Genomic DNA, 24,707 nt, shown 5'->3' on the forward strand with positions numbered 1-24,707 from the left:
TCTCTGCCATTATGATATATATTGACCCTGTAACGTGAACCTGATAATGAAGGAGATGTTCATATGACAACACAGCAATCTGCCATCTACTATCCTGCCGGAGAGATCGAAGAATTTCTGCCCCAGATAGGTAGAGTGGTTGAGATCAAAGACCATGAACTAGCTGTATTTCGCACCTCAGATGGCACCATCTTTGCTGCAGAAAATAGAAATCCTCATCCCAAGGGTGGACCGCTGGCGGAAGGGATTGTCTCCGGGTATTATCTGTATGATCCACTGTATGATTGGAAAATCGACCTGAACACAGGTCTTGTGCAGGCACCCGATCAGGGACAAGTCCAGATGTATTCTGTGAAGATCGAGAACGGGCAGGTCTGGATCGCTTTATAGTTAGATAAAAAGTTCACTGTCAACGACAGATGCACGATAATGGGGGAAATCGTCATGTATACATCAAATGTTGAAGGAATTATTGAAGCAGCGGTTAAAAAACGAGATCAAATGAACGCAAGCCTGCCTCGTTACATGGTTGCCGCTTTGATGGCTGGCGCATATGTAGGCCTTGGCATCATTCTGATATTCAGTATCGGCGCCCCACTGCTAGCTGCTCAGTCCCCACTGCAAATGATGCTGATGGGCATGTCTTTTGGACTCGCCCTCACACTCGTCATCTTTGCTGGTTCGGAGCTGTTTACTGGTAACAATATGTTCTTTACAATGAGCACGCTGGCTGGTCGGACTACTATTCGGGATACTCTCAAAAACTGGGGACTCGTCTTCCTTGGCAATCTGATCGGTGCCGTTCTGCTCAGTCTGCTTATTGTGGGGAGCGGTCTCTTCAAGACTGCGACTCCGGAACATCTGCTTTTTGTCGTTTCTGCCAAAAAGATGGCTGCTCCCGTTAGTGAACTTTTCTTCCGTGGCATTCTCTGTAACTGGCTGGTCTGTCTGGCGATCTGGATGGCGGCCCGTTCAAAAGAAGATATTGCCAAACTCGTCCTCATCTGGTGGTGTCTGTACGCCTTTATTGCGAGTGGATATGAACACAGCGTCGCCAATATGACTTTGCTCTCCTTGTCCTGGTTGTTGCCAAACCACCCGGAAACAATTACTCTGGCAGGCTGGATGCATAACATGATTCCGGTCACGCTCGGTAATATTATCGGCGGTGCGCTGTTTGTAGGTATGGCGTACTGGTTTGTTTCGCCCGTGAGGAAAAAAGGCTAGCTTATTCCCCATCCTTTTCCCATCCGCAATATCTTAAATGAACGGATGTAGATAAATGCAAAAGCCATCTTATTCTCTGATTCTACTTTCAGAGAATAAGATGGCTTTTGGCTGTCCAGCGATTCGACTTCTACTTTACCTTCGACTGTATCAGGGTTAATCTGTAGTTGACATAATCAAGTTATAATTAGTGCATACTTATAACTAAAAAGGATGATTGCACACATGGGAATTCACACGTACTTTAGATCACTCAACGATCTCGAGCGCATTATTCGTACCCCGGGAAAATTCAAGTTCGAGGAACACAGCGTATCCGCCCACTCCTGGAAAGTCGTGCAGTATGCCAAAACACTCGCCGATATTGAGGAACAGCATGGGGTCGCCATCGATTGGAAGAAGCTTTACGAAATTACCAGCAGTCATGATTATGGTGAAATCTTCATCGGTGATATCAAAACGCCGGTCAAACATTATTCACTGGAGCTTCGTTCGATGCTGCAACAGGTAGAAGAAGGCATGGTTGAGCATTTTATTAACGAAAATATTCCTGAAGAATTCCAGCCGATTTTCCGCAGACAGCTGCGTGAAGGCAAAGATAACTCTGTCGAAGGACTTATTCTGGAAGTGGCCGACAAAATGGATCAGGTGTACGAAGCGTTTGCTGAACTGCAGCGTGGCAATACAGAAAAGGAATTTATCGTGATGTACCGATATGCCCTGATCAAAATCAAAAATATTGACCTCCACTGTGTACACTATTTCCTCGAGCAGATTCTCCCCGACATCATTGAGGAAGGCAATCGTTCCCCATTTGATATCCGCCAAATCACGGAAGATGCTTTGTCACAATAATCAGCTCCAGTCATCGTGGTTCTTCAAGAGCCATGGACAGGGCTTTTTTTCGTTATTGTAACCTTTGGCGATATTCGCTGGGATAGAGTCCCGTTTTGTTTTTGAAAATACGGCTAAAATAATGGGAATCACTATATCCCACCGCTTTACCTACTGTCTTGATATCCATATCATCAAAGGCCGCGAGCATGCGTTTTGCTTCGTTGATTCGGAGCCCTGTCATGTATTTGAGCGGGGTCTCACCCGTCACCTTTTTGAAACATTTCCCCAGGTAATCCACACTAAAATGCATCTGGCCTGCCATGTCCTGCAACGTAATTTCATGCATATAGTTCTGTTTCAGATACAATTTGACTGCCTCTGCAATGTCCTCCGGCTTCACCTGCTCATCCAGCATTGCACTGACATGTGCCAGCGAATCCCCTGCATGGCCAAGCTTTAATTCCATTGCATCCAGCAGAGATCGAAGCTGTTCTTCCGTAAGGGGTTTAAGCAAATAATCCTCTACCTTGTAACTGATGGCCTGGCGTGCAAACTCAAACTCATGGTGGCCGCTCAGGATCACGATCTTGACATGCGGATAGGCAAAATACAGATGTTTCGCCAGTTCCAGTCCATTCATGACGGGCATCTGAATATCGGTAACGACCAGATCAGGCACTGTATGTTCAATCAATTCCAATGCTTCCTGTCCATTTCTAGCTTCACCGATAACCTCAAACCGTGTGCCCAGCTCGCTGAATTTCCGGGACACATTGCGGCGAATTAACGCCTCGTCCTCCACAATAATGGTTCTATATGTCATCACCATGCGTTTTAACTGTGCTCCTTTCGAATGGAACCGCCAATCGTAATGCTGACGCCGCCAGAAGGTTTATTCCTAATATGCATATGTGCCGCGGAACCATACCATAATTTGAGTCTGATCCAGATGTTTTTCAATCCCATCCCGTTGATCTCAAGTTCAGGCATAGCCTCCCATTCCTGTGATTGTTGTATGTACTGCTGGATGAGCGTAAGCGCCTCGGGTTCCATGCCAGGTCCGTTATCTTCCACTGTCATTAGCCAGGTCTCCTGCAAAGTGTCCAGCTCTCCAATGATATACAGTTTCCAGGGTGGAGTATCACGCAGTCCATATTTCATGACATTTTCCAGTAAAGGCTGAATGAGCAGCATGGGGACCTGAAGATTTTTCATCAAGTCCGGAACATGGAATTCATAAAGCAGATCATCTTCGAACCGAATTTTCATACACTTCAAATATCGCTCACAGTAGTCGATTTCTTTTTCCAATGGAACACCGCTTTTGTTCGGAGCCGAGATGTAACGCAGCATGGATGCAATGTGACCACAGAACGCAACGATCTGTTCATTCATGCCCTCTTCCGCCATGATGCTGATGTTCGTAATGTTGTTATACAGAAAATGAGGGTTCATCTGGGACTGCAACGCCAGCAATCTGGCATCCGTTTCCTGAGATTTGATCGCCAGCATGTCTTGGAAGGATTGCACAAGCTGTTGATTCAATTGAATAAAGGTATCATTCAACTCATCCATCTCACGGATGGAACCCGGATATTCCAACTTGAACAACTGGCCAGAGTCCTGACCTGTGGTCAGATCGTGGAGGCCAGTTTTCTGAATAATGCGCTGCAAACGGTGGAGCGGTAAGGTAACACGTTTGGAGATCAGATATGAGAGGAGCAGAATAAGAATTAAGGTAGCTAAAGTTGCCCCCATAAACAGAAAAGCCATGCGATTCAGATTCGCAAACAGGGATTGTTTGGACTGCATCACGATAACCGTCCATCCGGTCTCCTGCGAGGTCGTGTAGGTCATCATTTGCTTTGAATTTCCTTTGGGATCTACCACTTCTTGCATCGTTTCTGGTGGATAGCGGTCGTTACGAATCAAGTTAACAACGTCGGAATGGGGTGCATTTAACGGATGTTCATTGGACAAAAAAGGATATAACAGCTCATTACGTTCATTCAATACATAGACACTCAGATCTTCGTTCCCCGCTTGCACCTCATTCAAATGCTGGAACAGGGTTCCGGCATCCTGCAAAATTTCCACTACTCCTTGCGAGACATAATTTCCATCCTTATACACCCGGGTAAGGGAGAGATATGGTTTACCTGACTCCCCCTGCCCTGTTGGCATCGGTAATGCCCCACCATCCAGTAAACTTATGACACGCCAGCCATTGCGCGCCCACGTTTCCTCGTACCACGGTCTTTGGGTCAGATCTACAGACAGCTGTCCATTGAACGCACCGGCACCCAGCATTTTACCGTTCACATCATAGATATTAGCTTGTTTGGCTGTGTTGGAGCTGCTAATGATCGCCAGAATGACATCAATCAGCGTTGTTGTATCCTTGTAAAACGCCGGGTCACTTGTGAGCGTCTGTTCGTTGTTCTCCGCTGGAGATAAATAGTGACTGAAGTGCTCCTTGACCAGATTGGAATATACGATGTTCATGGAGAAATTATTCATTTTGACGATCTCCTGATCCAGATTGCCCACCATCGAGTTCCCCAGCTGTTTCTGCTGTTCGGCACTTCGACTACGAATGTCATTGGCAAGAAAAACATACAAGAGACTGGCTACAATCAATGAAAATACAATAAATACCGCAGAGTAGTAGGCAAACAGACTTTGCTGAAGCGTCCGGAATCGGTACTTAACCATCTCACACCTCGTTATTGGATGATATCTTGCAACTTACTCGAAAATGTCCACCCAACAGAACGCTTTTGTCTATTGAGCACATTCTTCGTTCCGCGTAAAGTTATCCACATAAGAATACGCTTACATGAAGCGTTTCGGCAAGAGCTATTATTCTTTATTCCATGGGAGGTTCATTGATGAGAAAACGATTTCTATTATCCCTCGTAGGTGCGCTGCTGCTGTCCAGCCTGCTTCTTGCCGGGTGCAACTCCGGTAAAAGTTCCGAAGGTTCAGGGAAGGTAACACTAACGTTCGGAACAAGTCAGAGCGGCATTCCACGTACGGGTATCATGCAAACGATGGCGAAAGAATATGAGCAGGAAACGGGTGTGAAAATTGACTTTCAGGTGGTCCCTGATGCCCAGTGGCGTGACCTGATTAAGGTGAAGCTTGCCTCAGGCGAAGCTCCAGATATTTTCAATGTGGATGTGGACCCGCTGAGCATGCCTGCCAACGTAAGACCTGAGGAAAATGCAATTGATCTGACCAATGAGGAATTTACAGGACGCATGTCCGAAGAGATTTTACCAACGGTTAGCTATAAAGAGAAGGTGTATGGAGTTTCTTTTGCACCATCGAAAATCTGGTATGTGTACTATAACAAACGCATTTTTGAAGAGCTCGGTATCCAGCCTCCAACGTCCTACGCCGAGTTCAAGGCAATCAGTCAGAAGATCAAGGACAAGGATATCATTCCGTTCTATCAGGCCCCTGCCAGCGGATGGTATCAGGTACTGCCATTGTTTGAAACCGGCCCAAACTATGAGCAAGCAACGCCGGGAACGTACGAGAAGCTGAACAACAATGAGATGAAGGTCGCGGATTTGACGCAGCTCAAGACGGTCATCGAGCAGTTAAAGGAATTTGCGGATCTTGGTTACTTCGGCAAGGATTTTCTGTCCAATACGGTCGAGGCTGGCATTGAAGCCTTTGGTCAGGAGAAAGCAGCCATGCTGCTTCGAGTTCCAGGCACTGAAAAGGAAGTGTCTGAGGCCTATCCGGACATGAAGGACAATATGGGATTTTTCGTGATGCCATGGGGCGATAATCAGACGATTGGTGTGAATCCAGGCGGTTCGGCTGCGATGTTTGGCAACAAAAACAGCAAGCACCCGGAAGAGGTACTGAAGTTTTTCCGGTGGATCACGGAGCATGATCATCTGCAGCGTGTATTCGATGGGGGTGAAGGCAACCTGACCATCTGCTGGCCTGAAATTGAACCGAAGCTGACACAGGACTATATCGACTACGAGAAAAATCATGAGAAAGGCACGGTCATGCAGGCCGCTGTAAAGTACATTGATCCGCAGTGGATGGATATCGGCAAGGATCTTTCCGGCATGTTCGCTGGAGCGATGACCCCGGATCAGATTCTGCAAAATATAGATAAACGCCGGGCTGAACAAGCCAAAGTGCTGAAAGATGATGCGTGGCAATAACAGCGCATATTCTGTGTAAACACATGAGGCTTGTGGCTACTACCGTCACATGCAGCGAGGTGAGGCGCCATGCACTCATGCATTTTGGCAGGAAGGACAGGTGTAACAGTTTATGAATGTAAATAAGATATATCCTTGGTATTTCTCATCTGGAGCGATTGTGCTGTATCTGCTGTTCATCGTCGCTCCCGCCCTGCTGGGCATCTATTATTCCTTCACCGATTGGAACAGCTACAGTTCGGAGAAAAACTTTATTGGTCTGGAGCATTTCCGAACCATTCTGGCGGGTGATCCAACGTATTTACTTTTTATTAAAAATACAGTCCTTTTCACCCTGATTACTTCGATCGCCAAGACGGTTCTGGGCCTATTCCTAGCTCTGTTGCTTGTCAGCGGTGTGAAGGCCGCCAATCTGCACCGGATGATCATATTTTCACCCCAAGTCCTTTCGTTCCTGATTGTTGGCCTGGTCTTCAAAAGCCTGCTCGATCCCAACAACGGCTTCGTTAACGTGACGCTGCGTTCGCTGGGGCTGGACGTTCTGGCCCAGAACTGGCTGGGCTCCCTCACTTGGGCAATGCCATCCATTATGGCGGTGGATACGTGGAAAGGCATGGGGTACATTATGGTGCTGTTCATTGCTGGACTGCTTGCCATTCCTCGCGATTATTATGAAGCGGCATCGATTGACGGTGCCGGCTTCTGGCAGAAGCTGTTTCGAATCACGATCCCAATGCTGATGCCGACGATTACCATCGCCACGGTACTCAATATTACATATGGCCTGCGTGTATTTGATGCGGTATATGTACTGACCAACGGCGGACCGGGCAATGCGACTGATGTGATTAACACAGCGGTGTATTCCTCTTTTGCTAAAGGCTATTGGGGAATTGGCAGTGCATTATCCACGATTCTGTTTGTCATTATGGCGATCATCTCCTTCTTCATCATCCGCTTGATGAACCGAAAGGTGGAATACTAGATGCGTGTGAAAAAACGGCTGATTTCCATCGGATTAAATGCACTCGCTTGGCTGCTTAGCCTGGTGGTATTGATTCCTTTTGTCGTCATAGTACTGAATTCATTCAAATCCGATGCCGAAGCCAAAGTGCTCAAACTGACCCTACCTGAGAAGTTCATCTTTGAAAATTATAAAATCGTCTATGAGCAGGGACACCTGGGTGGTTCCTTTTTCAACAGTCTGCTGCATTCAACGGCTTCTTCCCTGCTGCTGGTGTTTGTTGTAGCGTTCTCGGCCTTCACGTTATCACGAAATTATTCAAAGCTAAGCAAGTTCCTATATTTCTTTCTCATTCTGGGCATTACGCTGCCATTGAACTACATTCCATTAATGGAGGTCATGAAGTCGCTGGGCATGATTAATTCGCATGTGGGCATGATTCTGCTCTATACGGCGATGGGCATTCCGATCTCGCTATTCATCACATATGCGTTTGTATCCAATATTCCAAAAGAACTGGATGAAGCAGCGATCATGGACGGATGCAACGGAATCAAGCTGTTTCTCAGAATTATTGTGCCTTTGTTAACCTCTGTACTGGTTACGGTATTTGTTCTTAATTTCCTGAGTGTCTGGAATGAGTTTACCGCCCCACTCTACATGCTCAATACCGTCGAGATGTGGCCAATGACGCTCGCTGTCTATAACTTCTTCGGACAGTTCAGTGCTCAGTGGAATCTGGTCAGTGCGGATATCGTGCTTACGTCCCTGCCTGTGTTGATTGTGTTCCTGATTGGGCAAAAATATATTGTGGGTGGTCTGACTTCCGGGGCGGTTAAGGGTTGAGATGTATCCGAAATGAGAACGGAGAACTCAATACACTTAGCTAATTCGAAATTTATAATTGACATCGCGTTCATTTGTAACTATTATAGTTACAACGGTGGTGATCATGCATGAAACAAATCAGCAGTCGCTTTTCCATTGCGGTTCATACGCTGTCCCTGATCGCTGTTGTGCCCAATGAGTGCACGGGAGATTTTATCGCCAAAAGCGTGAATACCAATCCCGTCATTATTCGGCGCATTATGTCCAAGCTGAAACAGGCCGGCCTGATTGAGGTCAGACCCGGTGTCGGCGGTGCTTCTTTATTAAAGGCCCCCGCGGACATTACCCTTTTGGATATATATCGTGCACTTGAGGTGGTGGAGGATGGCGAGTTGTTTAACTTCCACAAGCATCCGAACCCAAATTGTCCGGTTGGCAGCATGATCGAACAAACCTTGCGTGCCGAACTTATTGAGGCTCAGCTAGCTATGGAGCAGCGTTTGAAACGTGTAACGATACAACAGATGATGGATCAGGTTCACGTCTCTGAATAAAAAAAGCTCATTACGAGCTTTTTTTAAACCTTTCGTTGTAATCACACCTGTTATAACATATACGATTACATCTATTCATGTAGTTAACATTTCACTTTTGTGTCGACACAAAATATACCTTATAGGAGGAAAATACAATGAAAATTTTAGTTACTGGAGCAACAGGTCATTTGGGTTCACTGGCCGTAGAAGCACTGTTAAAAACGGTATCTGCTGGGGATTTGGCTGTAAGTGTACGCAACCCGGAGAAAGCGGAAGCATTGCGCACTCAAGGTGTTGACGTTCGTCAAGGTGATTTCGATCAACCGGAAACGCTGGAAAAAGCATTTGCAGGGGTGGATCGGCTGCTGTTGATCTCCACAGACGGTGACAATGAAACACGTATTCGCCAACATCAAGCTGCCGTGCACGCTGCCAAGAAAGCAGGCGTTGGATTCATCGCTTATACCAGCGTTGTGAATGCGGAGAAAAACACCCTTTCACTGGCTGAAGTACATCGTGCCACAGAACAGGCTATCCGCGAATCCGGCATTCCTTATTCCATCCTGCGCAACAACTGGTACCTGGAAAATGAAGCAGGCAGCGTTCAAGCAGCTTCCCAGGGCGCACCTTGGGTGCATGCAACTAACGCCAGCCAAGTGGGCTGGGCTACTCGCAGTGATTATGCGCATGCTGCCGCTGCAGTACTGACAGGTGAGGGACATGAGAATTCAGTATATGAGTTGTCTGGTAAACTTCGTACCCAAGCTGAGCTTGCAGCCATCGTTGGGGAAGTGCTTGGACAGGACATCAACGTGCAAAACGTGGACGATGCCGCGTATGCGGACATCATGAAGGGTGCAGGATTGCCTGACTTTGTAGTCTCCATGCTCGTTGATATGCAAAGTGCCATCCGTGAAGGCGCACTGGCTGTAGAGAGCGATACACTGGAGACATTGCTTGGCCGTCCGGCTCAACCATTGAGTGAGGGTGTTAAAGCGATTTTGGGCAAGTAAGATTTTTGGGTAAGATAGCATTTCAGATCCGCATAGAAAATCAAAAAGGGACACACCAGCAAATGTTGGATGTGTCCCTTTTGGTGCAGCTATGAACGACAACACGATCTGTAAGCTACATATTGCTTTTATACCCGTGCATGTACTTTAATCCACTGAAACTGAAAGAAAAACCGACCTGAAGATGTCAGCGCGACCACGGGCCTGAATGTACAAACACACGAGCACTAACGAATCGAAGGCGTCTTATTCAGGGATTTGAAGTACCAGCAGAAATCTAAGAAACCTGAGACACGCTATAATTGAATAAACAGCCGATTACAGCGTTTTTATCAGGAATTTCAGAAAATAACGTGTCTGAGGTTCCTTACTTTGTACATAGAGCACCAGCAGGGGAAATAAGACGTCCTGAGTTCCTTAGAAAATGGTCTTCTCATTCGTCAGGATAAACCGGCTTGGACTATGAGACCGTTACGATTGCTCAATATACCGTGCCGGAATGTGTTCAGCCAGCCAAATATTTTCGTTGCCATGATAGAAAAGAATTCCGTCCTTGGCCGCTTGAGCGGCATTAATTTTCAATATTACCGGCTCGTCATCACGTCTTCTTCCCACCTGAGTGGCGGTATCCATATCTGCAGAAAGATGTACATATTGCCTTTGGCGCGGCTGCAAACCTTGTTCCATAATCGAAGCAACCGACCGCAGCGGCGTGCCGTGATAGAGTATATTGGGTGGAGTGGCAGGTGTCTTGGATATCCTCTGCGGAGTCGAATGACCATATAATGCCCGGATGCGGCCAGAACGGATTTCATGTCTCTTTTTCTCAGAAGCTTGAATCATCTGCTCCAGATTCGCTTCCGTGACATCTTTCCACTGTGGACTTTCATGTAAAGCCACCAGCAATTGCGGAATCTCCACCCAGCCCTCTTCGTCCAGCTCCAGCTCGTACTCCCAAGGGGCGTGACGCAAGGCGTATGAGAGCTCTTTACTTAACTTCATCAGATCCATCGCGCTCATCTCCCTAACAAGTTAAAGAATTCATTAGACATACAGACTGTCTGTCCCACTACGTGAAGAGGTGAACCCTCTGTTTCCTCAATTTCTTTCCGGTTGTACCGCAGCCAAAATCTCCTGAATGTTGCGGGCCAACCCTTCATCATCTTCCTGGTTAAATTGACGGTGTCCATCAATCCCACGATGAATAATCGTGTTCATCACGGGGTGCACCTCACGGTCTGAAGCCACCCGGATCAGATCATCGGCAAAATCCACAGCCTGCTGCTCACTATAGTTAAACGGTTTAATCAGCATCCGGATACTCAGTGCATGAGCCTGCGGCTCCGCAAGTTGATCCCGATGGGTAATGCCATATACAGCCCCAAAACCGAAAGCAGCCATCACCTGACGCTCCAGCTCTGTTGTCTGTTCCAAAGGCGTACCGATCAGTTCACAAATTTTGTCCACCATCTGCTCCAGCTCTGAAGCAGCCGCAGCCAAAATTACGTCGTTAATATCGTCAGCGTTGATAAAATCAGTCATATTGTAGTTCTCCATTTCTGAGCCGTATTGAATCCATTCTCTCAGACTCTATGAAAACATTGTATCGGAGTTAGGGGCGTGAGTTCAAATAAAATGATTAATTCTCTCCGCTTCAGGAAGAACAAGCAAAATAAAAAATTCGATCCATACCTATAACGCAAGAAAATAGTATAGACGTTATCCGAAGCAGATGCCCGAATAACGCCTTGCATAAATTTGTTTCATATAGTTCTCTTAAAAGTCTGTCTAACACTCCCCTGCCAGTTCCGCATCTGTCCAATGAAGCTGAACACCCTGGCGAATCAGCTGTGCCTGATAGGCACGAAGATGTTCCGTCGAAGCCCTCACCTCTGAGGGCTCTACTTGTTGTGCAATGGCATAAGCGGCAAGGGTGCCGGCAGCCTCGCCAATATTCCATTCGGTGGGATGCAGACGGTAACAACCGTTCGCAATCTGGGTCATGGAGATATTTTTGCAAGCCGGAAGCAAGTTCTTGACTCGCACCGGGATGAGTGCACCCAGCGGAATTTCATAGGGATGGTTCGGTATATAAAAAGTCCGCTGGCTCACGGTTGTTGGATGGAGATCCAGATGATAACTGCCGACACCCACACTATCCTCGTAACATTTGACTCCCTCTACTCCGCGCAATTCCTTGCTCACATCATGCTCGGTAATGGTATATACGCCTCGGATTCGCCGTGATTCCCGAATATACGGTGCTTTGGCGAGACCGTCTTCCGTACCGAGCACATCTCCACGCAGCCTTACGCCCGGATAACCCTTTCCGCCGTCCAGGCGGGGAGCTGCCGTCTGAAGCCAGTATACTAAGGAAAGAGTTAGTTGCCTCGCCGCTTCCAGATGCCGCTCGCGTTCCTCCCGCGATACGCCAATGATCGGCCCGGCGTAATAATCGTTCAGTGCCCAGTTGAGCAGCGTGACTTCACCATCATTCAGTGACTCTGTCCATATAGTCGGGTCAACGATCCGCCGATAATCCCACAGGGAGGTTATGCCCTGATCATTCGGGAACATCGTGAACTCTTTCAGCTTGGAGGTATCATTGGCATCCGAAGCGTACCAGCTCAGAATCGGATACAGTGAGAACGTGGGCACATACTGACGCCAGTAATCATAATCCCTCGGACGAGGGATCGTGAAGTCTCCACCCGCTACATAATCTACTGCAGCGACATGGGTAATCGACTGCATGTCTAGCGGGTCCGCTTCATCCAGGGCATGTGGTTCACCCGTTTCCCGCCGAGATTCCGCTCCACTTACATGCTCTACTCTGGCGAGGGGAAGCAGGTCGCTGCATTCTGTGGCATCCAGATAATAGGCACCCCGGAGCTTAATCAATTCCCCACTTCGCTCTTCACATACAGTCACGCCAGTCACCCGGTCACCTGCTGTCTCTACATGAACTGGCACGGTATGATAGAGCACCTCGATCCGACCGGTATTCACGTATGGCGCAAGCATCTCATGTAAAACAGCAAGCGCGACCTTCGGCTCATGCGCCAAGCGGCTCACCCAGCCATTACCGGGGTTAAGAACAGGATCCTTCTTGGCGACATCCGTAAGCGGGTAGTTCCGTCTGTAGTAATCTCTGACCCGGCTGCGGAACTCACGGTACGAAGCTGTACTACCAGATTGTTCAATCCAGCGATGCTCATCCGGCGGTACTGCCTGTGAGGTCAATTGACCGCCAAGCCAGTCCGTCTCTTCCGTCAAAAGTACCCGTAGCCCTGCCTTGGCTGCAGCCAGCGCAGCTGCAGTCCCGCCAAGACCACCGCCAATAATGACGATATCACTGTGTTTCTCCTGTTCAATCCCCATGGGTTGTCTCCTCCCTGTCAATGCCTTCAGACCAACCAATGCCGTTCTCACGCAGGCGTTCCAAGGCCAGCTGCGCCGCCCCGAAACAGCCTGCCCAGTTACCGAGTTCAGCCACTGCAACCCGGTCTGCCAATCCGACACTGTATAACCTAGCGGTAAGCATCGGCCACCACATAGCCTGGTCTTGGGTCACACCGCCACCAAGAATCATCAATTCCGGATCTATCGAGGCAGAAATATTCGCAATAACCAAGGCCAAATCAGATATGTAACGCTCCAGAATGTTCAACGCTATTGCTTCTCCCTGGCTTGCAGCGGCCATAATCTCCCGGCCGTGAGTATGCGTGTTGCCCTTCTGTTCCCGCGCCAGCCGCATCAGTGCACTACCGGAAATGTATTGCTCCACGCAGCCGCGTTTGCCACAATTGCAAGGTAGACCGTCAGGCACTAGCACACTGTGCCCCCAGTCCCCACCGCGCCAGTCTCCTCCCCGTAACATCCTGCCACATGCCATATTGGCCCCACCAACCCCAGTTCCGAGTGTCAGCATAACCAGGTTCTGCTTACCACGGCCGATACCAAGCCACGCCTCGCCGAGCAGTGCAGCATTGGCGTCGTTATCGGCAGTTGAAGGCAGGCCAAATTCCGCTGTTGCCCATTGTGTTAGTGGCATTCCCTGCCAGCCAGGTAAATTGTTCGTTGCGTGAATCACTGCACCCGTCTCCACATTCACCCTTCCTGCCGAGGCAATACCCAGGGCCTTCACTTCTTCACAGCTAGACAACAGTTCACTTACTAACCCGTGAAGTTGGCCAAGTATAGCCTTTCGGCCCAACCGGGCCTCGGTTGCACATGTAGCTTCTACCAGAACGACTCCTGCTTCATTGACCACAAGCCCTTTAATGCCTGTGCCTCCTACATCCACGCCAATGACCTGCGGCATCTGCTTTCCCCCTATTCACACAAACCCTTCAATAAATACGGTCGATAACCGCCCTGGCCGTTAATTCCTTCATCTTTTTAGTCTCTTCGCCATGCTCGCGCTCCAGTCCCTGGCAGAGTAAGTCGATAATAAACAGCTGAGAGATTTTAGCTCCTACAGAACCGCCTTCAAGGGGAGACTCCTTCCCCGCGGTCAAGAGCAAGATATCTGCAATAGAAGCAATGGGGGATTTGGCATAGTTCGTCATGGCAATCACCTTAGCCCCGTTTTGTTTGGCCTTCATCAACATATCGTTGGTATCCAGCGTACTGCCGGACACGCTGATGCCAAAAGCCACGTCACCTTCTCCCATCGTTACCGCCATCATGGACTGAATATGGCTGTCTGAATTCGCTTCCGCACGCCGCCCGATACGCAAAAATCGGTTCTTGGCATCCATAGCGGTAATGCCTGACGAGCCCACGCCGAAGAATTGCACATGTCGTGCGCTGTCCAGAGACTTTACTGCCTCTTCCAACTGGCTGCGATCCAGCATACCCAAGCTGGATTGCAGCACACCCACCATCGATGCATATAAATGGTCGGCGTAATCGTCCTTTCCCTGCTCGCCGTCTGGCTGGTTCTGCCGTTTCGGCAGTCCTTGGGCCAGCATCAGCTTGAAATCCTGATAGCCTTTAAACCCGATTTTACGGCAGAATCTCATCACCGTAGTCTCTCCGGTACCAGCAAAATCAGCCAGCTCAGTCACAGAAAAATAGATGATATTATCCGGATTGTCCCGTACGCACCTGGCCACCTTCTGCTCCGACTTGGTCATGGAAGGATAATACGTATTAATTCGGTCATTCATCTCCATTACTCTTCATCCTCGCTTTTCTGGTCACTGCTGCGAACTGTCGGGTAATTAGCTGTGGCCGAGTTATTGCGGAGCCCACCACAACAGCGTATGCCCCCAGATCAAGCGCCTCTTCTACCTGAGAGGGTTTACTAATCCGCCCTTCGGCAATGACCGGAATCTTCAACCGCTGTGCGGACATCCCCAGCAGCTCCAAATTCGGCCCTTCCTGCTGCCGGGAATACGGTGTATAACCCGATAGGGTAGTCGAAACACAACTGACTCCAAGCGACTCAGCATATAAAGCTTCCTCCAGAATGGAGATGTCTGCCATGGAAACCACCCCATTGGCGTTCAGATAGGCGGTGATTTGCTCCAATGTATGATTTTTCGGCCTGCTCTGGCGGGTCGCATCAAATGCAATGATATCCGCTCCGGCCTCCAGCAGCTCGTCAATTTCTCTGATGGTTGGGGTGATATATACAGCAGAATCCGGGTAATTGCGCTTTATGATGCCAATAACCGGCAATGAGACTGTCTGCTTGATCGCACGCACATCTGCTGCCCCATTCGCCCGAATACCCGCGGCCCCTCCTTCCTCCGCAGCCGCCGCCATACGGGCCATCATCGCCGCGCCATGCAGCGGTTCATCAGACAGCGCCTGGCAAGAAACAATCAGCCCCAAATGCAGTTTCTCCAGCACTACCTTTGTCAGGGTTCTCACCCTCTCTCTTATATTCTGCTTTCCTTACTAGGGTTGGATGGTACGAATCGTACAGACAGGCCCACTTCGAACATCCGGTTCCATGGCATGTAACAATCAGTAATCTGTATACTCCCTGCTTCAGTATCGATCCGCACAGCAAGCTCTTGACGCAGCCTCTTCTCTACTCGGGCGGCAACAAGGCCGCGAGGCCCATCCAGCAAGTACTTGCCATAACCCATCTCCTGCACCGGGCCATTGCTAAGTTCTCCCCGAACGACCGAACAATAGCAGACATCCTCGGCATAGCGGAGGGCGAGGAAATCAAGATGCGACTGTGTAGGACCATAGAGCAGATAGATCATCGCCTGCGAAATAACGGTGCCAAGTGAGTTGGAACTGGTATTCCAGGCGGCATATCCAGCCAGATCAAATAACATGCCTTTTTGTCGCAGCATCTTGACCAGCTTCTGATCCCCACCATTGGCATATCCCACATCCGCTACAGCCACCGGCTTCTCCTTGCTCCTGAGCAGAAAGTGTCCGTATTCCACCAGTTCCATCAAATTTCGGTATACATCATAGCTGTAAAAAGAATGCTGCTGCGACACCGCTTCCGCCATCGTCTCTCCAGGTGTACTAATCAACAGCACCAGATCTGCTTCAGTCTCACTGGACGCAATCAACCCACCTGCAGCCAAAATCTGATATTTGAGCGTCTCATAGAAAAATCGATCCTCGAATAGCGGGGTAACAAACGCCCCCTGAACAGATGATAATCGTGGGTACACCAGCGGCATCCGGCCGCGAGCCTTATTCATCATTCTGGAGAGCAATACGCAACCAACTTCGTCCGCACCAGGATACATGTAGACTTCAAGTTCCAGATCAAGGGTGGTAATCCGGGCTCGCACTTTCTCCTGATCCTTGGCTGTATGTCCATAAGGCGCTGAATCATCCTGCGGCACAATCATGAAGTCGATAATGCCTTCCTGGATCAGAACCAGCACTTGCTTGTTAGCTTCAATATTTACGGCCCTGCGTCCCAGGTAATCTTCCAGCACTTCCATTGGTAGACGATTATCGATATCGGCCAGCTCGCGGATCTCCTCATCCGTCGCAATTCCGAGCTCCAGCCGATGGCTGATGAAACCTTTGCGAAAAATCTCTCTTCCCCAGTCGGCGTAGTAATCCGGCTCCTCATCGGACAGGGAATATTGCGGGCAGCGCATAATCAGTTGGAACGTATACAGGGTTAGCTGCGGGTACTGTTGCTTGATCCCCCGAAGGCGCTCCAGACGGGCCGTCAGTTCATCTGGCTTCAACTGATGCAGCCGGGAAGGAATAATCCCGCCATAGAGCAACGTATCCAAAGCAACGATTGCTCCATCTGCCCTTGCACAGCTCTCCTCAAACCAGGTCCATAACTGTTCTACATCGCCCGGACGTTTTTTCAGACCCATGATTTCAAGTGGGGGACGCTCCACTGTGAATTCCGTTCCCTGTGCCAACAAATAAGGAAATTCATAATTGCAAGGCCGTTCATCTAACGGAACAAAGGTTAGCTTATACTGCTTCGGCATGAATGCGTTCACCCTTTCTGTGTTTTTTTATCCTTTAATCGCTCCGGCAATGCCTTCCATATAGTATTTTTGGGTGAAAAGGAACACGATGATAATCGGCAGCACCGAGATCATGGTGCCGGCGGCAATCCAGCCGAAGTTATACGAGAACTGACCGTTCAGATACGTCAGGGCCGCAGCCAATGGATATTTCTGCGGATCATCCAGCACCACAATCGGCCACAGGAAATTGTTCCAGAATGCCATGACTTCAAGCAAGCCAATGACGGCAACCCCTGGTTTCACCAGTGGCATGACAAGTTGCACGAAGATACGGAACTCGGAGGCTCCATCCATTTTGCCAGAATCCCGAATATCTGTCGGTATGCCCAGAAACGTTTGTCGCATCAGAAAGATGTTAAATACCGACACCGCGGCCGGAAGCACAACCCCAAGAAACGTATTGCCCAAGTGAAAGGCCTGAATCGTTAAATAATGCACAATCATCGCCGTTGCCGAAGGAATAATCATGGTCGAGATCAGCAGCGTGAACACCAGATTCCGTCCCTTGAACCGAAAGGTTGCGAGTGGATACGCCGTGAGGCAGGAAAGGAAGATGTTAAACACTACCCCAAGGAGCGTAATCACCACCGTATTTATGATGTAGCGTGGAAAATCCATGAACTCCCACACCTGCACGTAGTTATCGAAAGCGATGAAGGTAGGTAGAATGGCTGGTGGATTCGCGAACACATTACGGCCAGGCATCAGCGATACGCTGAGCAGCCACAGAAAAGGACCCATCATAAACAGGGCAAGCAAAATCAACAGTACATAAATGATCAAATGACGAAGGACTTTTTTCATTTTTTTGGACGAAAACGCACTCCGAATCAATAGGTATTCACCCCGCCTCTCCGGTTCAGCCGGAACACCAGCACACTGAGCGCAGCTACCATCACACTGACGATCAGCCCAAGCGCCGAGGCATACCCGAAATTGAATTGCTCCAGCCCTTTTTGGAAAATGTATACGCTTGAGGTCAGCGTGGACGTTCCCGGCCCGCCTTTGGTGAGAATATAGACCTCATCAAAAACACGAACGGCACCCATCACCGAAATTACGGTGCAAAAGAGAATATGTGGCCGCAGCAGCGGAAGCGTCACATGAATAATCAGTCTCAGTGGTCCAGCTCCATCCACTCTGGCGGCTTCATATAGATCTGCCGGAATTCCCTGAAGCCCGGCCAGATAGAGCATCATATAATAGCCGAGACCCTTCCACATGGTGATGAACATCAGCACATACAGCGCCGTACTGCTCGTGGAAAGCCAGGAGATCTGCTCACTAAGAATGCCAACCTTCAGCAGCAGGTAATTGACCACGCCGTTATTGCCCAACAACCAGCTCCAAATCAGTGCCACCGCGACCATGGAAGTTACAACCGGTATGTAGTAGGCAGCCCTGAACATTTTGACACCCGGAATCCGGCTGTTAACCAGAATGGCCATGAGGATCGAGATGATTTGAATCACCGGCACAACCAGCACATACACCAGCGAATTCCACAGCGAAATCAGGAAATTGTGATCTTGAAAGGCCCGGGTAAAGTTATCCAAACCAACGAAATGTGTCTCCGTAATGACAGAATAATCGGTTAATGAGAGGGGTATCCCGTAAATAATCGGCCAAAAGGTGAAAACCGCCAGAAACAACAATCCCGGTGCCATAAACGCCCATGCAGCAAAAGATTCGGATCGAATCGCCTTGTACACGGCTACGCCTCCTCTCTTCTAGGATCGAGGGGGAGTACTCCCCCTCATTAGACTGTATCGCATAAGTTCAGGAATCCTGGTTAAGAATTTGGTTAACTTCCTTCTCCACTGCGTTCAGCGTTTCTTTAATATCTGCTCCGTTCATCAAAATCTCCTGCAAGCCCCGTGCCAATGCGGAGTTGATATCTCCTGCATTCGGTACGCCGACCATGTAATCAGTGGCTTTATCGAGACTTTGTGAGGAGGCTACCTTGGCTTCGGCTTCCAGCGATCCGTCGGATTGAGTAAAGAACGGATCTTCAATGGAGGCTTTGCTCGACGGCAGCGTATTGGCTACTTTGGAGAAGGCAGTCTGGTTCTCTGCATTGGTCATAAAGGCGGCAAATTCCACCGCTTGCTCAGGGTTTTTGGATTTCTGTGGCACAACGAGATCCATGGAATTGGAGAGCCGCAGGTTCGCTTTGCCCGTTGGGAGCGTTACCGCAATCGTATTCTTGTAAACATCCGGTGCAGACTTCTTGATGAAGTTGATAAAGGTTGGACCCGACAATTGGAAAGCGACCTGCTCCCCGGAAAAATACTGGATCTGCTTGCTGAATTCCGCATCCTCCTTCAGCACTACGCCTTCGGCCATCAGATCACGCATTTGAGCGATCATCGCCTCTGCTACCGGCGTATTGAAAGCCGCGGCCGTTTTGTCTTCATTTAGAATGGGGATGCCGTCGATTGGAAACAGCTTGGAGACAAGCTGCTGCGCATAACCGGCCACTCCGGTCTTTTCATGGACCTGACGGGCCCACTCCACGAGTTCCTCTCGGGTCTGCGGCGGATTTGAAGGATCAAGGCCTGCCTCCTTCACCAGCTTGGTATTCATGAACAACACTTCCGTACCTGTGTACCAAGGAAGCGCGTAAGCTTTGCCATCCAAAACAGTCGAATTATAAATGCCTTCAAAGTAACTCTTCGCTTCCTCATCTGTCAGGTATTCATTCAGATTCAGCAGCGCTCCCTTACTTCCCAATTGACTGGCAAATTCGGTATTGAGGTTCACAACATCAGGGCTTTTGCCACTGGCCGTACTGGTCAATAAACGCTGTGAAATGGCATCATATGGATAGTCCTTCCACTCGACTTTCACGCCAGGATGACTGCTCTCATACTTGGCAATCAATTCATTGAAATAATCGTTGAACGTTGGCTGTAAAGCAATCGTCCAAAATTCCAGCGTCACCGGCTTTCCAGCTTCCGTACCCGTCTCCCCAGTGCTTCCCGGACTCGGCGTACCAGCCGTATTGTCATTTCCTCCGCAGGCGGCAAGCAGCATAGACATCATAACGACTAGCAGCAAAGATACTGTGAAGCCCTTTCTGTTGGTGGTCACACAACATTCCCCCTCAGTTTGGTATAAGACGGGAGCCGGCGCTTACGTCAGATTTCCTGGCTAATTACTCCATCTTTCCAATGGAGTATATGCAGGCCCTGGAGTTAGAATGAAGTATTCTTCCAGAAATAAATAAAAAAAAGAAATAATTTTTCTTTTAGGCTAAAAAACACAAAAAACAAGCCAGTTCGATCCGTATAAGGACCAAACTGGCTTTTTTGTTACAACTATATGTATAAGACAAGGCTGCAATCAAGCCGTCTCATGCTGTTTCTTCGGCTCTGCTTCGTAGACTTGGGTATGTTCATTCTCAGCTAAAACCCATTCTACTGTGCCAGGTTTGCGTATTTTCCACATCCAGGCCTGTACTTGAAGTGATCTCTTAACCCAAGCGAGGGAAGCACACCGTTGCTCGGAACGAACCGATAATCCCCAGTGAATAACGCGTGCGAGCCACCGATTCACATACTCATTATGAGAACGTACAGATGGCAATTCATCGCGGAACAGTCGCTGTTTTACATCCATAGGGGGCTGCCCGCATGTCCAATAATGAAGCAACGCTGCCAGGCTATATATGTCTGACATCGGTCCCTGACTGGATTTCTCCGAGTAGAACTCAAGCGGCGAATACCCGGCCGATGTAAAGATCGCCTGTTTTTCCCCGGATTGTACAGGCCAACGAGCTGCTGAACCGAAGTCCAGTAGTTTCGGCGTACCGTCTTCCATCACCATAATATTGGATGGCTTCACATCGCGATGAAGAATTCCCTGCTTATGAATATAGTCCAGTGTATCTACTAGCGGAAGCAATGTTTCCGTAATAAATGCCGCGTCCAGCGCATGATTTCGCTCAATCAGATATTCGGTTAAGGTTACCCCTGTACAATATTCCATAACAAGATACCCTGTGTCATTTTCTTCGAAATGATCCACGTACGACACAATATGAGGATGATGCAACGTGGATAACAGCTCTCCTTCGACCAAAAATGCAGCAAGAAGTTCCTGATACTGACCACTGAACCCCCGTGAAGAACAGAACACTCCCCGTTTGTCAGCCTGACGTGTTGCCAGCCTCTGGGGGAAAAACTCCTTAATCGCTACCTTTGCACCTGTATTCCGATCTCTTCCTGCATATACAATAGCCAGCTCACTGCTAGCCATGAGATGTCTTACCTGATATGTATCATTTAAAATTACATTGCGCTGCAATGCCATTTTGCAATTGTCCTTTTTCATAACAGACCCTCTTTTCAACCTTGTCGATCGGAAGACTTGCCGCATGTTGCATCATTCGGTCCAACCAGACAGGCGTTTCATCGCCAACCATGTATATAAACCAAATGATGCAATTTGAATCACAACCATGCGGAAATATTAAAAAAATTCTAAATTTAATAATTCTTCTGTAAAAATTGCTGAATTTCTTGGTTCATCTGCATCAACACGTCTTGAGACGGAAAATGACCTGTGTCGTATTTGATTGCTTTGACATTCGGAATAATCTTCTGCGCTCTTTCAATGACCTTATCTGCCGGGAAAAAAACATCCTTTTCTCCCACCAGCAGCAGAGTTGGCGATGTATAATTCACCAACTCGTCCTGCTCTGTAAGCTTGGGCATATCCTGCTCCAGACTGACGTATTTGAAGATTTTCCCGATTATATTTTTATCTATTTCTTTCATACAACTGCATGACATGATATCCGCGATCTTTTGCAAAGAAGTTGGAGAAGAAGTCATTTTGTACGTTACAAGTGGCAACACGATATCCTGAGCCATTTTAATTTTGGATCCCACGGCCAGTCCAGCGGGTGCTACCAGAACAGAACATGCAATTCGGTCCGGAATGTAAGTTGCCAGTCTTAGGATAATTCCGCCTCCAAAGGAAGGACCGATAAACGCACTTTTTTCGATCTTGTAGTGATCCAGCAAATCAGAAATCCACAAAGCCAAACTATCAAACCTTGCCGAAATTCGTGTTTCTTCACTGTAGCCTGGATGACCGATCGTATCCGGCGCGATAATCCGGTAATCTTTGAAAAGAGAAGAGAACCATGACAACGTCATCGGATTCACACAATTTCCGCCCTGAAGAATAAATAGCGGCTTACCGTCTTCTGGACCTGTTAATAAAACATGCGTTTGTCCAAAACGTGTCTCGACGTACTCTCGTGTAAAATCCTCGCCCAATTGCTCAACATACGCTTCGTATTCCTCAAGTATGCTGCTCTTGCCTTCTTCACTTCTATAAATGGAACTCATGTCTGCCTCCTGCAAAGTATACTCTTTCAACATTTTATGGATTTTAAGGTCCATAAATATAAAAGAGCCCGCTGATGACAGGCTCCTTCATATGTGTAACTTATCATAATGAACTGATTATAGAATGGAAACTGGAAATTGTAAACATCGTTTCTCATAGAAAATTAATAATACAGAAATTGTAGAGAAATAGGGCTATTTTCGGCCGTAATCTGCCTTGATTTCGCCCCACTGCTTGGTCTGCCATTTTAGCACTTTATTACTGTACGTATTCGTTCGGAGCCACTGCTCTGCACGGTCAATCATCAGCCAGATCTCTTCGGTGGAGGCATCCCTTGCGAGTGTGGTGGACACCGCTTTTTGCTTCAACCATTTCATCGCATTGACGGAGTCCGTATAAACCGTCTTGCTACTGCCCTCTTTTTTGAGATACGCCAAGGCATGTACGATGGCCAGAAATTCCCCGAGGTTATTTGTACCTTTGGAGATTGGCCCAACGGAGAAAATAATCTCACCCGTGCGGGTATCTACGCCTTTATACTCTACCGGCCCTGGATTCCCACGCGTACCAACATCAACCGAGATGCTGTCATAGTCAATTTCTGCGGAGGTCTCCATGCCCGCACTTCTTCCGCTGCTGCCAGACTTCGTCTTTGAAGAAGCGCCTGAACCACTGGCACCAGTACCCCAGTTTCCTTTCCATCCTGCACGATATGCCTCTTCTGCGGCAGCTTTCGATTCATACGATTTATATTTTGCTCCGGTAAAATGATCCGTTTGTGCTTTGCATTCAGCCCATGTGCTGTATACGCCAGGCTGCTTTCCTGCCCAGACGACATAGTATTTCTGCTTTGCCAATATGACCCGCTCCTTCGTATGCTGCATTCAATTCCTTATTGTAAACGATAGGGAGGTCAGATTGAAAGAAACGTGTTCATCTAATTTCTACACTTGATACCTCCATTTCTTCAACATGTCTAATGCTACTTCCAGAAGCTTGCTTGGGTTATGTGAGATTTGCATTTCAATAATTTGTTGACACCTAAGGTTTTGTAAATCCGATAACCTATCCATCATTTGTTCCAGCAACATAAATGACTGCGCGCTCACTTCCAGACTGGAATCACCGATAAATGGAATAATGTTCTCAATATGTACTATGTAATCCAGATTTTCAAGAGCGTATAGCAATGTGCCTCTGCTTCCTGATGTCTTGGAGTCGGTGATGACTTCAATTAACGGTTCAACTGCTCGATCATCTCCAATGTCAGATAAAGCGATAGCAATTGTGTTGCGTAATATGGTGTTGTCCGTAGATTTCAGGAGTTCAATCAAGAAAGCGAATTGAGTTATATCCTTTTTTTCACCAATATATGATATTTGTTTAACAACGCCTTCCATATCTCCTTGGGAAAGATGCTTTTGTATCATGTTTGTATACATTGTACGTTGTATCACTCCTCATTTTGTTAGAATAAAGCTCTCCATAATAATATCGGTCATTTCCTTATTTTAGGATGTAGTATAATGGTCCTTATAATGTCGGGACTATTTTCCTCATCCACATCTCTTGTCCTAAGCAATTGTATATTTCAACCAGATCAGGAACAGGCTAAGAAATACGACACATGATTTGGTACAGAAAGGAATACAACCAATGGACTGGATATGGAAATCCATCTTGCTTGTACTGATTGGCATGATTCTGTTGCGGATTGCTGGACGTAAATCCATATCGCAAATGAGTGTAGCCACGACGGTCATTATTATCTCAATCGGAACAACGATTGTGCAGCCAATTGCGAATCATGAGTTAGGCAAAGCGATCGGATCAGCGGCGGTGTTTATCCTCACACTTCTGATCGTTGAACAATTGCAATTGAAATTTAATTGGTTTGAAAAACTGATGAGCGGAAAATCGAAGGTTGTTGTGGAAGATGGGAAGTTAAATCTGCCGAATTTGAAACGCATGCGCTTTTCCGTGGACCAATTGGAGATGCAACTGCGGGAAAAAGGAATTACAAGTATTGCCGATCTGGAAACGGCCACGGTGGAGCCAAACGGACAACTCGGATACGTGCTCAAACGGCACGCACGCCCAGTAACCATAGGTGATCTGGAAGCACTCCTGAAGCAAGGTACATGGCCCACGGAATCCAAGGAACTGTTCCAGGAGGTCATCCAGGACGGACACTCGCGCCCCATTGACTCCAAGATACAGTAAATGAAAAAGACACCCGAAGGATTCATTCAGGTGTCTTT

The 24,707-nt window shown here is 48.0% G+C and carries 25 protein-coding genes; 9 read left to right on the forward strand and 16 right to left on the reverse strand.

Features of this window, described 5'->3' with window-relative positions; all coding sequences use genetic code 11:
* Positions 1-63: 63 nt before the first annotated feature.
* The 3 genes from nirD to RS891_RS23275 all read left to right on the forward strand — a co-directional run bounded on the left by nirD (position 64) and on the right by RS891_RS23275 (position 2,082).
* The gene (nirD, locus tag RS891_RS23265; protein WP_315793303.1) at positions 64-390 is read left to right on the forward strand and encodes a nitrite reductase small subunit NirD; all 327 of its coding nucleotides are present in this window, start codon (positions 64-66) and stop codon (positions 388-390) included.
* A gap of 54 nt (positions 391-444) precedes the next feature.
* Positions 445-1,227: a formate/nitrite transporter family protein gene (locus tag RS891_RS23270; protein ID WP_315793304.1), complete on the forward strand. Its 783-nt coding sequence runs from the start codon at positions 445-447 to the stop codon at positions 1,225-1,227.
* 225 nt (positions 1,228-1,452) lie between these two features.
* Positions 1,453-2,082: a YfbR-like 5'-deoxynucleotidase gene (locus tag RS891_RS23275; protein ID WP_113053733.1), complete on the forward strand. Its 630-nt coding sequence runs from the start codon at positions 1,453-1,455 to the stop codon at positions 2,080-2,082.
* A gap of 52 nt (positions 2,083-2,134) precedes the next feature.
* Here the strand turns inward: RS891_RS23275 and RS891_RS23280 are convergent, their stop codons facing one another.
* Together RS891_RS23280 and RS891_RS23285 are read right to left on the reverse strand one after the other, a co-directional pair.
* Positions 2,135-2,893: a response regulator transcription factor gene (locus tag RS891_RS23280; RefSeq protein ID WP_315793305.1), complete on the reverse strand. Its 759-nt coding sequence runs from the start codon at positions 2,891-2,893 to the stop codon at positions 2,135-2,137.
* 5 nt (positions 2,894-2,898) lie between these two features.
* On the reverse strand, positions 2,899-4,779 hold the full coding sequence (locus tag RS891_RS23285) for a cache domain-containing sensor histidine kinase (RefSeq protein ID WP_315793306.1): 1,881 nt from the start codon (positions 4,777-4,779) through the stop codon (positions 2,899-2,901).
* A gap of 176 nt (positions 4,780-4,955) precedes the next feature.
* On the opposite strand from RS891_RS23285, the gene RS891_RS23290 reads away from it, so the two are divergent.
* The 5 genes from RS891_RS23290 to RS891_RS23310 all read left to right on the forward strand — a co-directional run bounded on the left by RS891_RS23290 (position 4,956) and on the right by RS891_RS23310 (position 9,598).
* Positions 4,956-6,257 (forward strand): ABC transporter substrate-binding protein, encoded by a 1,302-nt coding sequence (locus RS891_RS23290; protein ID WP_113053730.1) that lies wholly within the window; start codon positions 4,956-4,958, stop codon positions 6,255-6,257.
* 112 nt (positions 6,258-6,369) lie between these two features.
* Positions 6,370-7,242 (forward strand): carbohydrate ABC transporter permease, encoded by an 873-nt coding sequence (locus RS891_RS23295; RefSeq protein ID WP_315793307.1) that lies wholly within the window; start codon positions 6,370-6,372, stop codon positions 7,240-7,242.
* Positions 7,243-8,067, forward strand: coding sequence for a carbohydrate ABC transporter permease (locus tag RS891_RS23300; RefSeq protein WP_315793308.1), 825 nt, complete (start codon positions 7,243-7,245; stop codon positions 8,065-8,067).
* Positions 8,068-8,177: 110 nt separating this feature from the next.
* Positions 8,178-8,603, forward strand: coding sequence for an Rrf2 family transcriptional regulator (locus RS891_RS23305; RefSeq protein ID WP_315793309.1), 426 nt, complete (start codon positions 8,178-8,180; stop codon positions 8,601-8,603).
* A 137-nt stretch (positions 8,604-8,740) separates the two neighbouring features.
* Complete coding sequence (locus RS891_RS23310) at positions 8,741-9,598, forward strand: SDR family oxidoreductase (protein ID WP_315793310.1); 858 nt, start codon at positions 8,741-8,743, stop codon at positions 9,596-9,598.
* A gap of 471 nt (positions 9,599-10,069) precedes the next feature.
* Here RS891_RS23310 and RS891_RS23315 read toward each other — a convergent pair whose 3' ends face one another.
* The 14 genes from RS891_RS23315 to RS891_RS23380 all read right to left on the reverse strand — a co-directional run bounded on the left by RS891_RS23315 (position 10,070) and on the right by RS891_RS23380 (position 23,888).
* Positions 10,070-10,609 (reverse strand): RNA 2'-phosphotransferase, encoded by a 540-nt coding sequence (locus tag RS891_RS23315; protein ID WP_315793311.1) that lies wholly within the window; start codon positions 10,607-10,609, stop codon positions 10,070-10,072.
* Positions 10,610-10,696: 87 nt separating this feature from the next.
* Positions 10,697-11,140, reverse strand: coding sequence for an Imm48 family immunity protein (gene imm48, locus RS891_RS23320; RefSeq protein WP_315793312.1), 444 nt, complete (start codon positions 11,138-11,140; stop codon positions 10,697-10,699).
* A gap of 246 nt (positions 11,141-11,386) precedes the next feature.
* Entirely contained in the window at positions 11,387-12,979 is a 1,593-nt protein-coding gene (locus tag RS891_RS23325; protein WP_315793313.1) for an FAD-dependent oxidoreductase, read from the reverse strand.
* Positions 12,969-13,922 (reverse strand): ROK family protein, encoded by a 954-nt coding sequence (locus RS891_RS23330; RefSeq protein WP_315793314.1) that lies wholly within the window; start codon positions 13,920-13,922, stop codon positions 12,969-12,971. Before RS891_RS23330 ends, RS891_RS23325 begins: the two co-directional genes overlap by 11 nt.
* A gap of 28 nt (positions 13,923-13,950) precedes the next feature.
* The gene (locus RS891_RS23335; RefSeq protein ID WP_113053705.1) at positions 13,951-14,778 is read right to left on the reverse strand and encodes a MurR/RpiR family transcriptional regulator; all 828 of its coding nucleotides are present in this window, start codon (positions 14,776-14,778) and stop codon (positions 13,951-13,953) included.
* On the reverse strand, positions 14,765-15,472 hold the full coding sequence (locus RS891_RS23340) for an N-acetylmannosamine-6-phosphate 2-epimerase (RefSeq protein WP_315796409.1): 708 nt from the start codon (positions 15,470-15,472) through the stop codon (positions 14,765-14,767). The genes RS891_RS23335 and RS891_RS23340 overlap by 14 nt, the downstream gene beginning before the upstream one ends.
* A 17-nt stretch (positions 15,473-15,489) precedes the next feature.
* Positions 15,490-17,043 (reverse strand): DUF4127 family protein, encoded by a 1,554-nt coding sequence (locus RS891_RS23345; RefSeq protein WP_315793315.1) that lies wholly within the window; start codon positions 17,041-17,043, stop codon positions 15,490-15,492.
* Positions 17,044-17,070: 27 nt separating this feature from the next.
* Positions 17,071-17,889, reverse strand: a complete 819-nt coding sequence (locus tag RS891_RS23350; protein ID WP_315796410.1) for a carbohydrate ABC transporter permease — start codon at positions 17,887-17,889, stop codon at positions 17,071-17,073.
* Positions 17,890-17,915: 26 nt separating this feature from the next.
* On the reverse strand, positions 17,916-18,797 hold the full coding sequence (locus RS891_RS23355) for a carbohydrate ABC transporter permease (protein ID WP_315793316.1): 882 nt from the start codon (positions 18,795-18,797) through the stop codon (positions 17,916-17,918).
* Between the two features lie 67 nt (positions 18,798-18,864).
* Positions 18,865-20,178, reverse strand: coding sequence for an ABC transporter substrate-binding protein (locus RS891_RS23360; RefSeq protein WP_315793317.1), 1,314 nt, complete (start codon positions 20,176-20,178; stop codon positions 18,865-18,867).
* 252 nt (positions 20,179-20,430) lie between these two features.
* Complete coding sequence (locus tag RS891_RS23365; RefSeq protein WP_113053702.1) at positions 20,431-21,420, reverse strand: serine/threonine protein kinase; 990 nt, start codon at positions 21,418-21,420, stop codon at positions 20,431-20,433.
* 155 nt (positions 21,421-21,575) lie between these two features.
* Entirely contained in the window at positions 21,576-22,445 is an 870-nt protein-coding gene (locus tag RS891_RS23370) for an alpha/beta fold hydrolase (protein WP_315793318.1), read from the reverse strand.
* 195 nt (positions 22,446-22,640) lie between these two features.
* Positions 22,641-23,303 (reverse strand): ribonuclease H, encoded by a 663-nt coding sequence (gene rnhA / locus RS891_RS23375; protein ID WP_063567948.1) that lies wholly within the window; start codon positions 23,301-23,303, stop codon positions 22,641-22,643.
* A gap of 87 nt (positions 23,304-23,390) precedes the next feature.
* A complete protein-coding gene (locus RS891_RS23380) occupies positions 23,391-23,888 on the reverse strand; it encodes a HEAT repeat domain-containing protein (RefSeq protein WP_113053699.1) in 498 nt (165 codons plus the stop codon).
* Positions 23,889-24,102: 214 nt separating this feature from the next.
* Here RS891_RS23380 and RS891_RS23385 point away from each other — a divergent pair, with 214 nt between their 5' ends.
* The gene (locus RS891_RS23385) at positions 24,103-24,669 is read left to right on the forward strand and encodes a DUF421 domain-containing protein (RefSeq protein WP_315793319.1); all 567 of its coding nucleotides are present in this window, start codon (positions 24,103-24,105) and stop codon (positions 24,667-24,669) included.
* Positions 24,670-24,707 lie beyond the last annotated feature (38 nt).

This window comes from Paenibacillus sp. BIC5C1 (genome assembly GCF_032399705.1).
GTDB lineage: Bacteria > Bacillota > Bacilli > Paenibacillales > Paenibacillaceae > Paenibacillus > Paenibacillus taichungensis_A.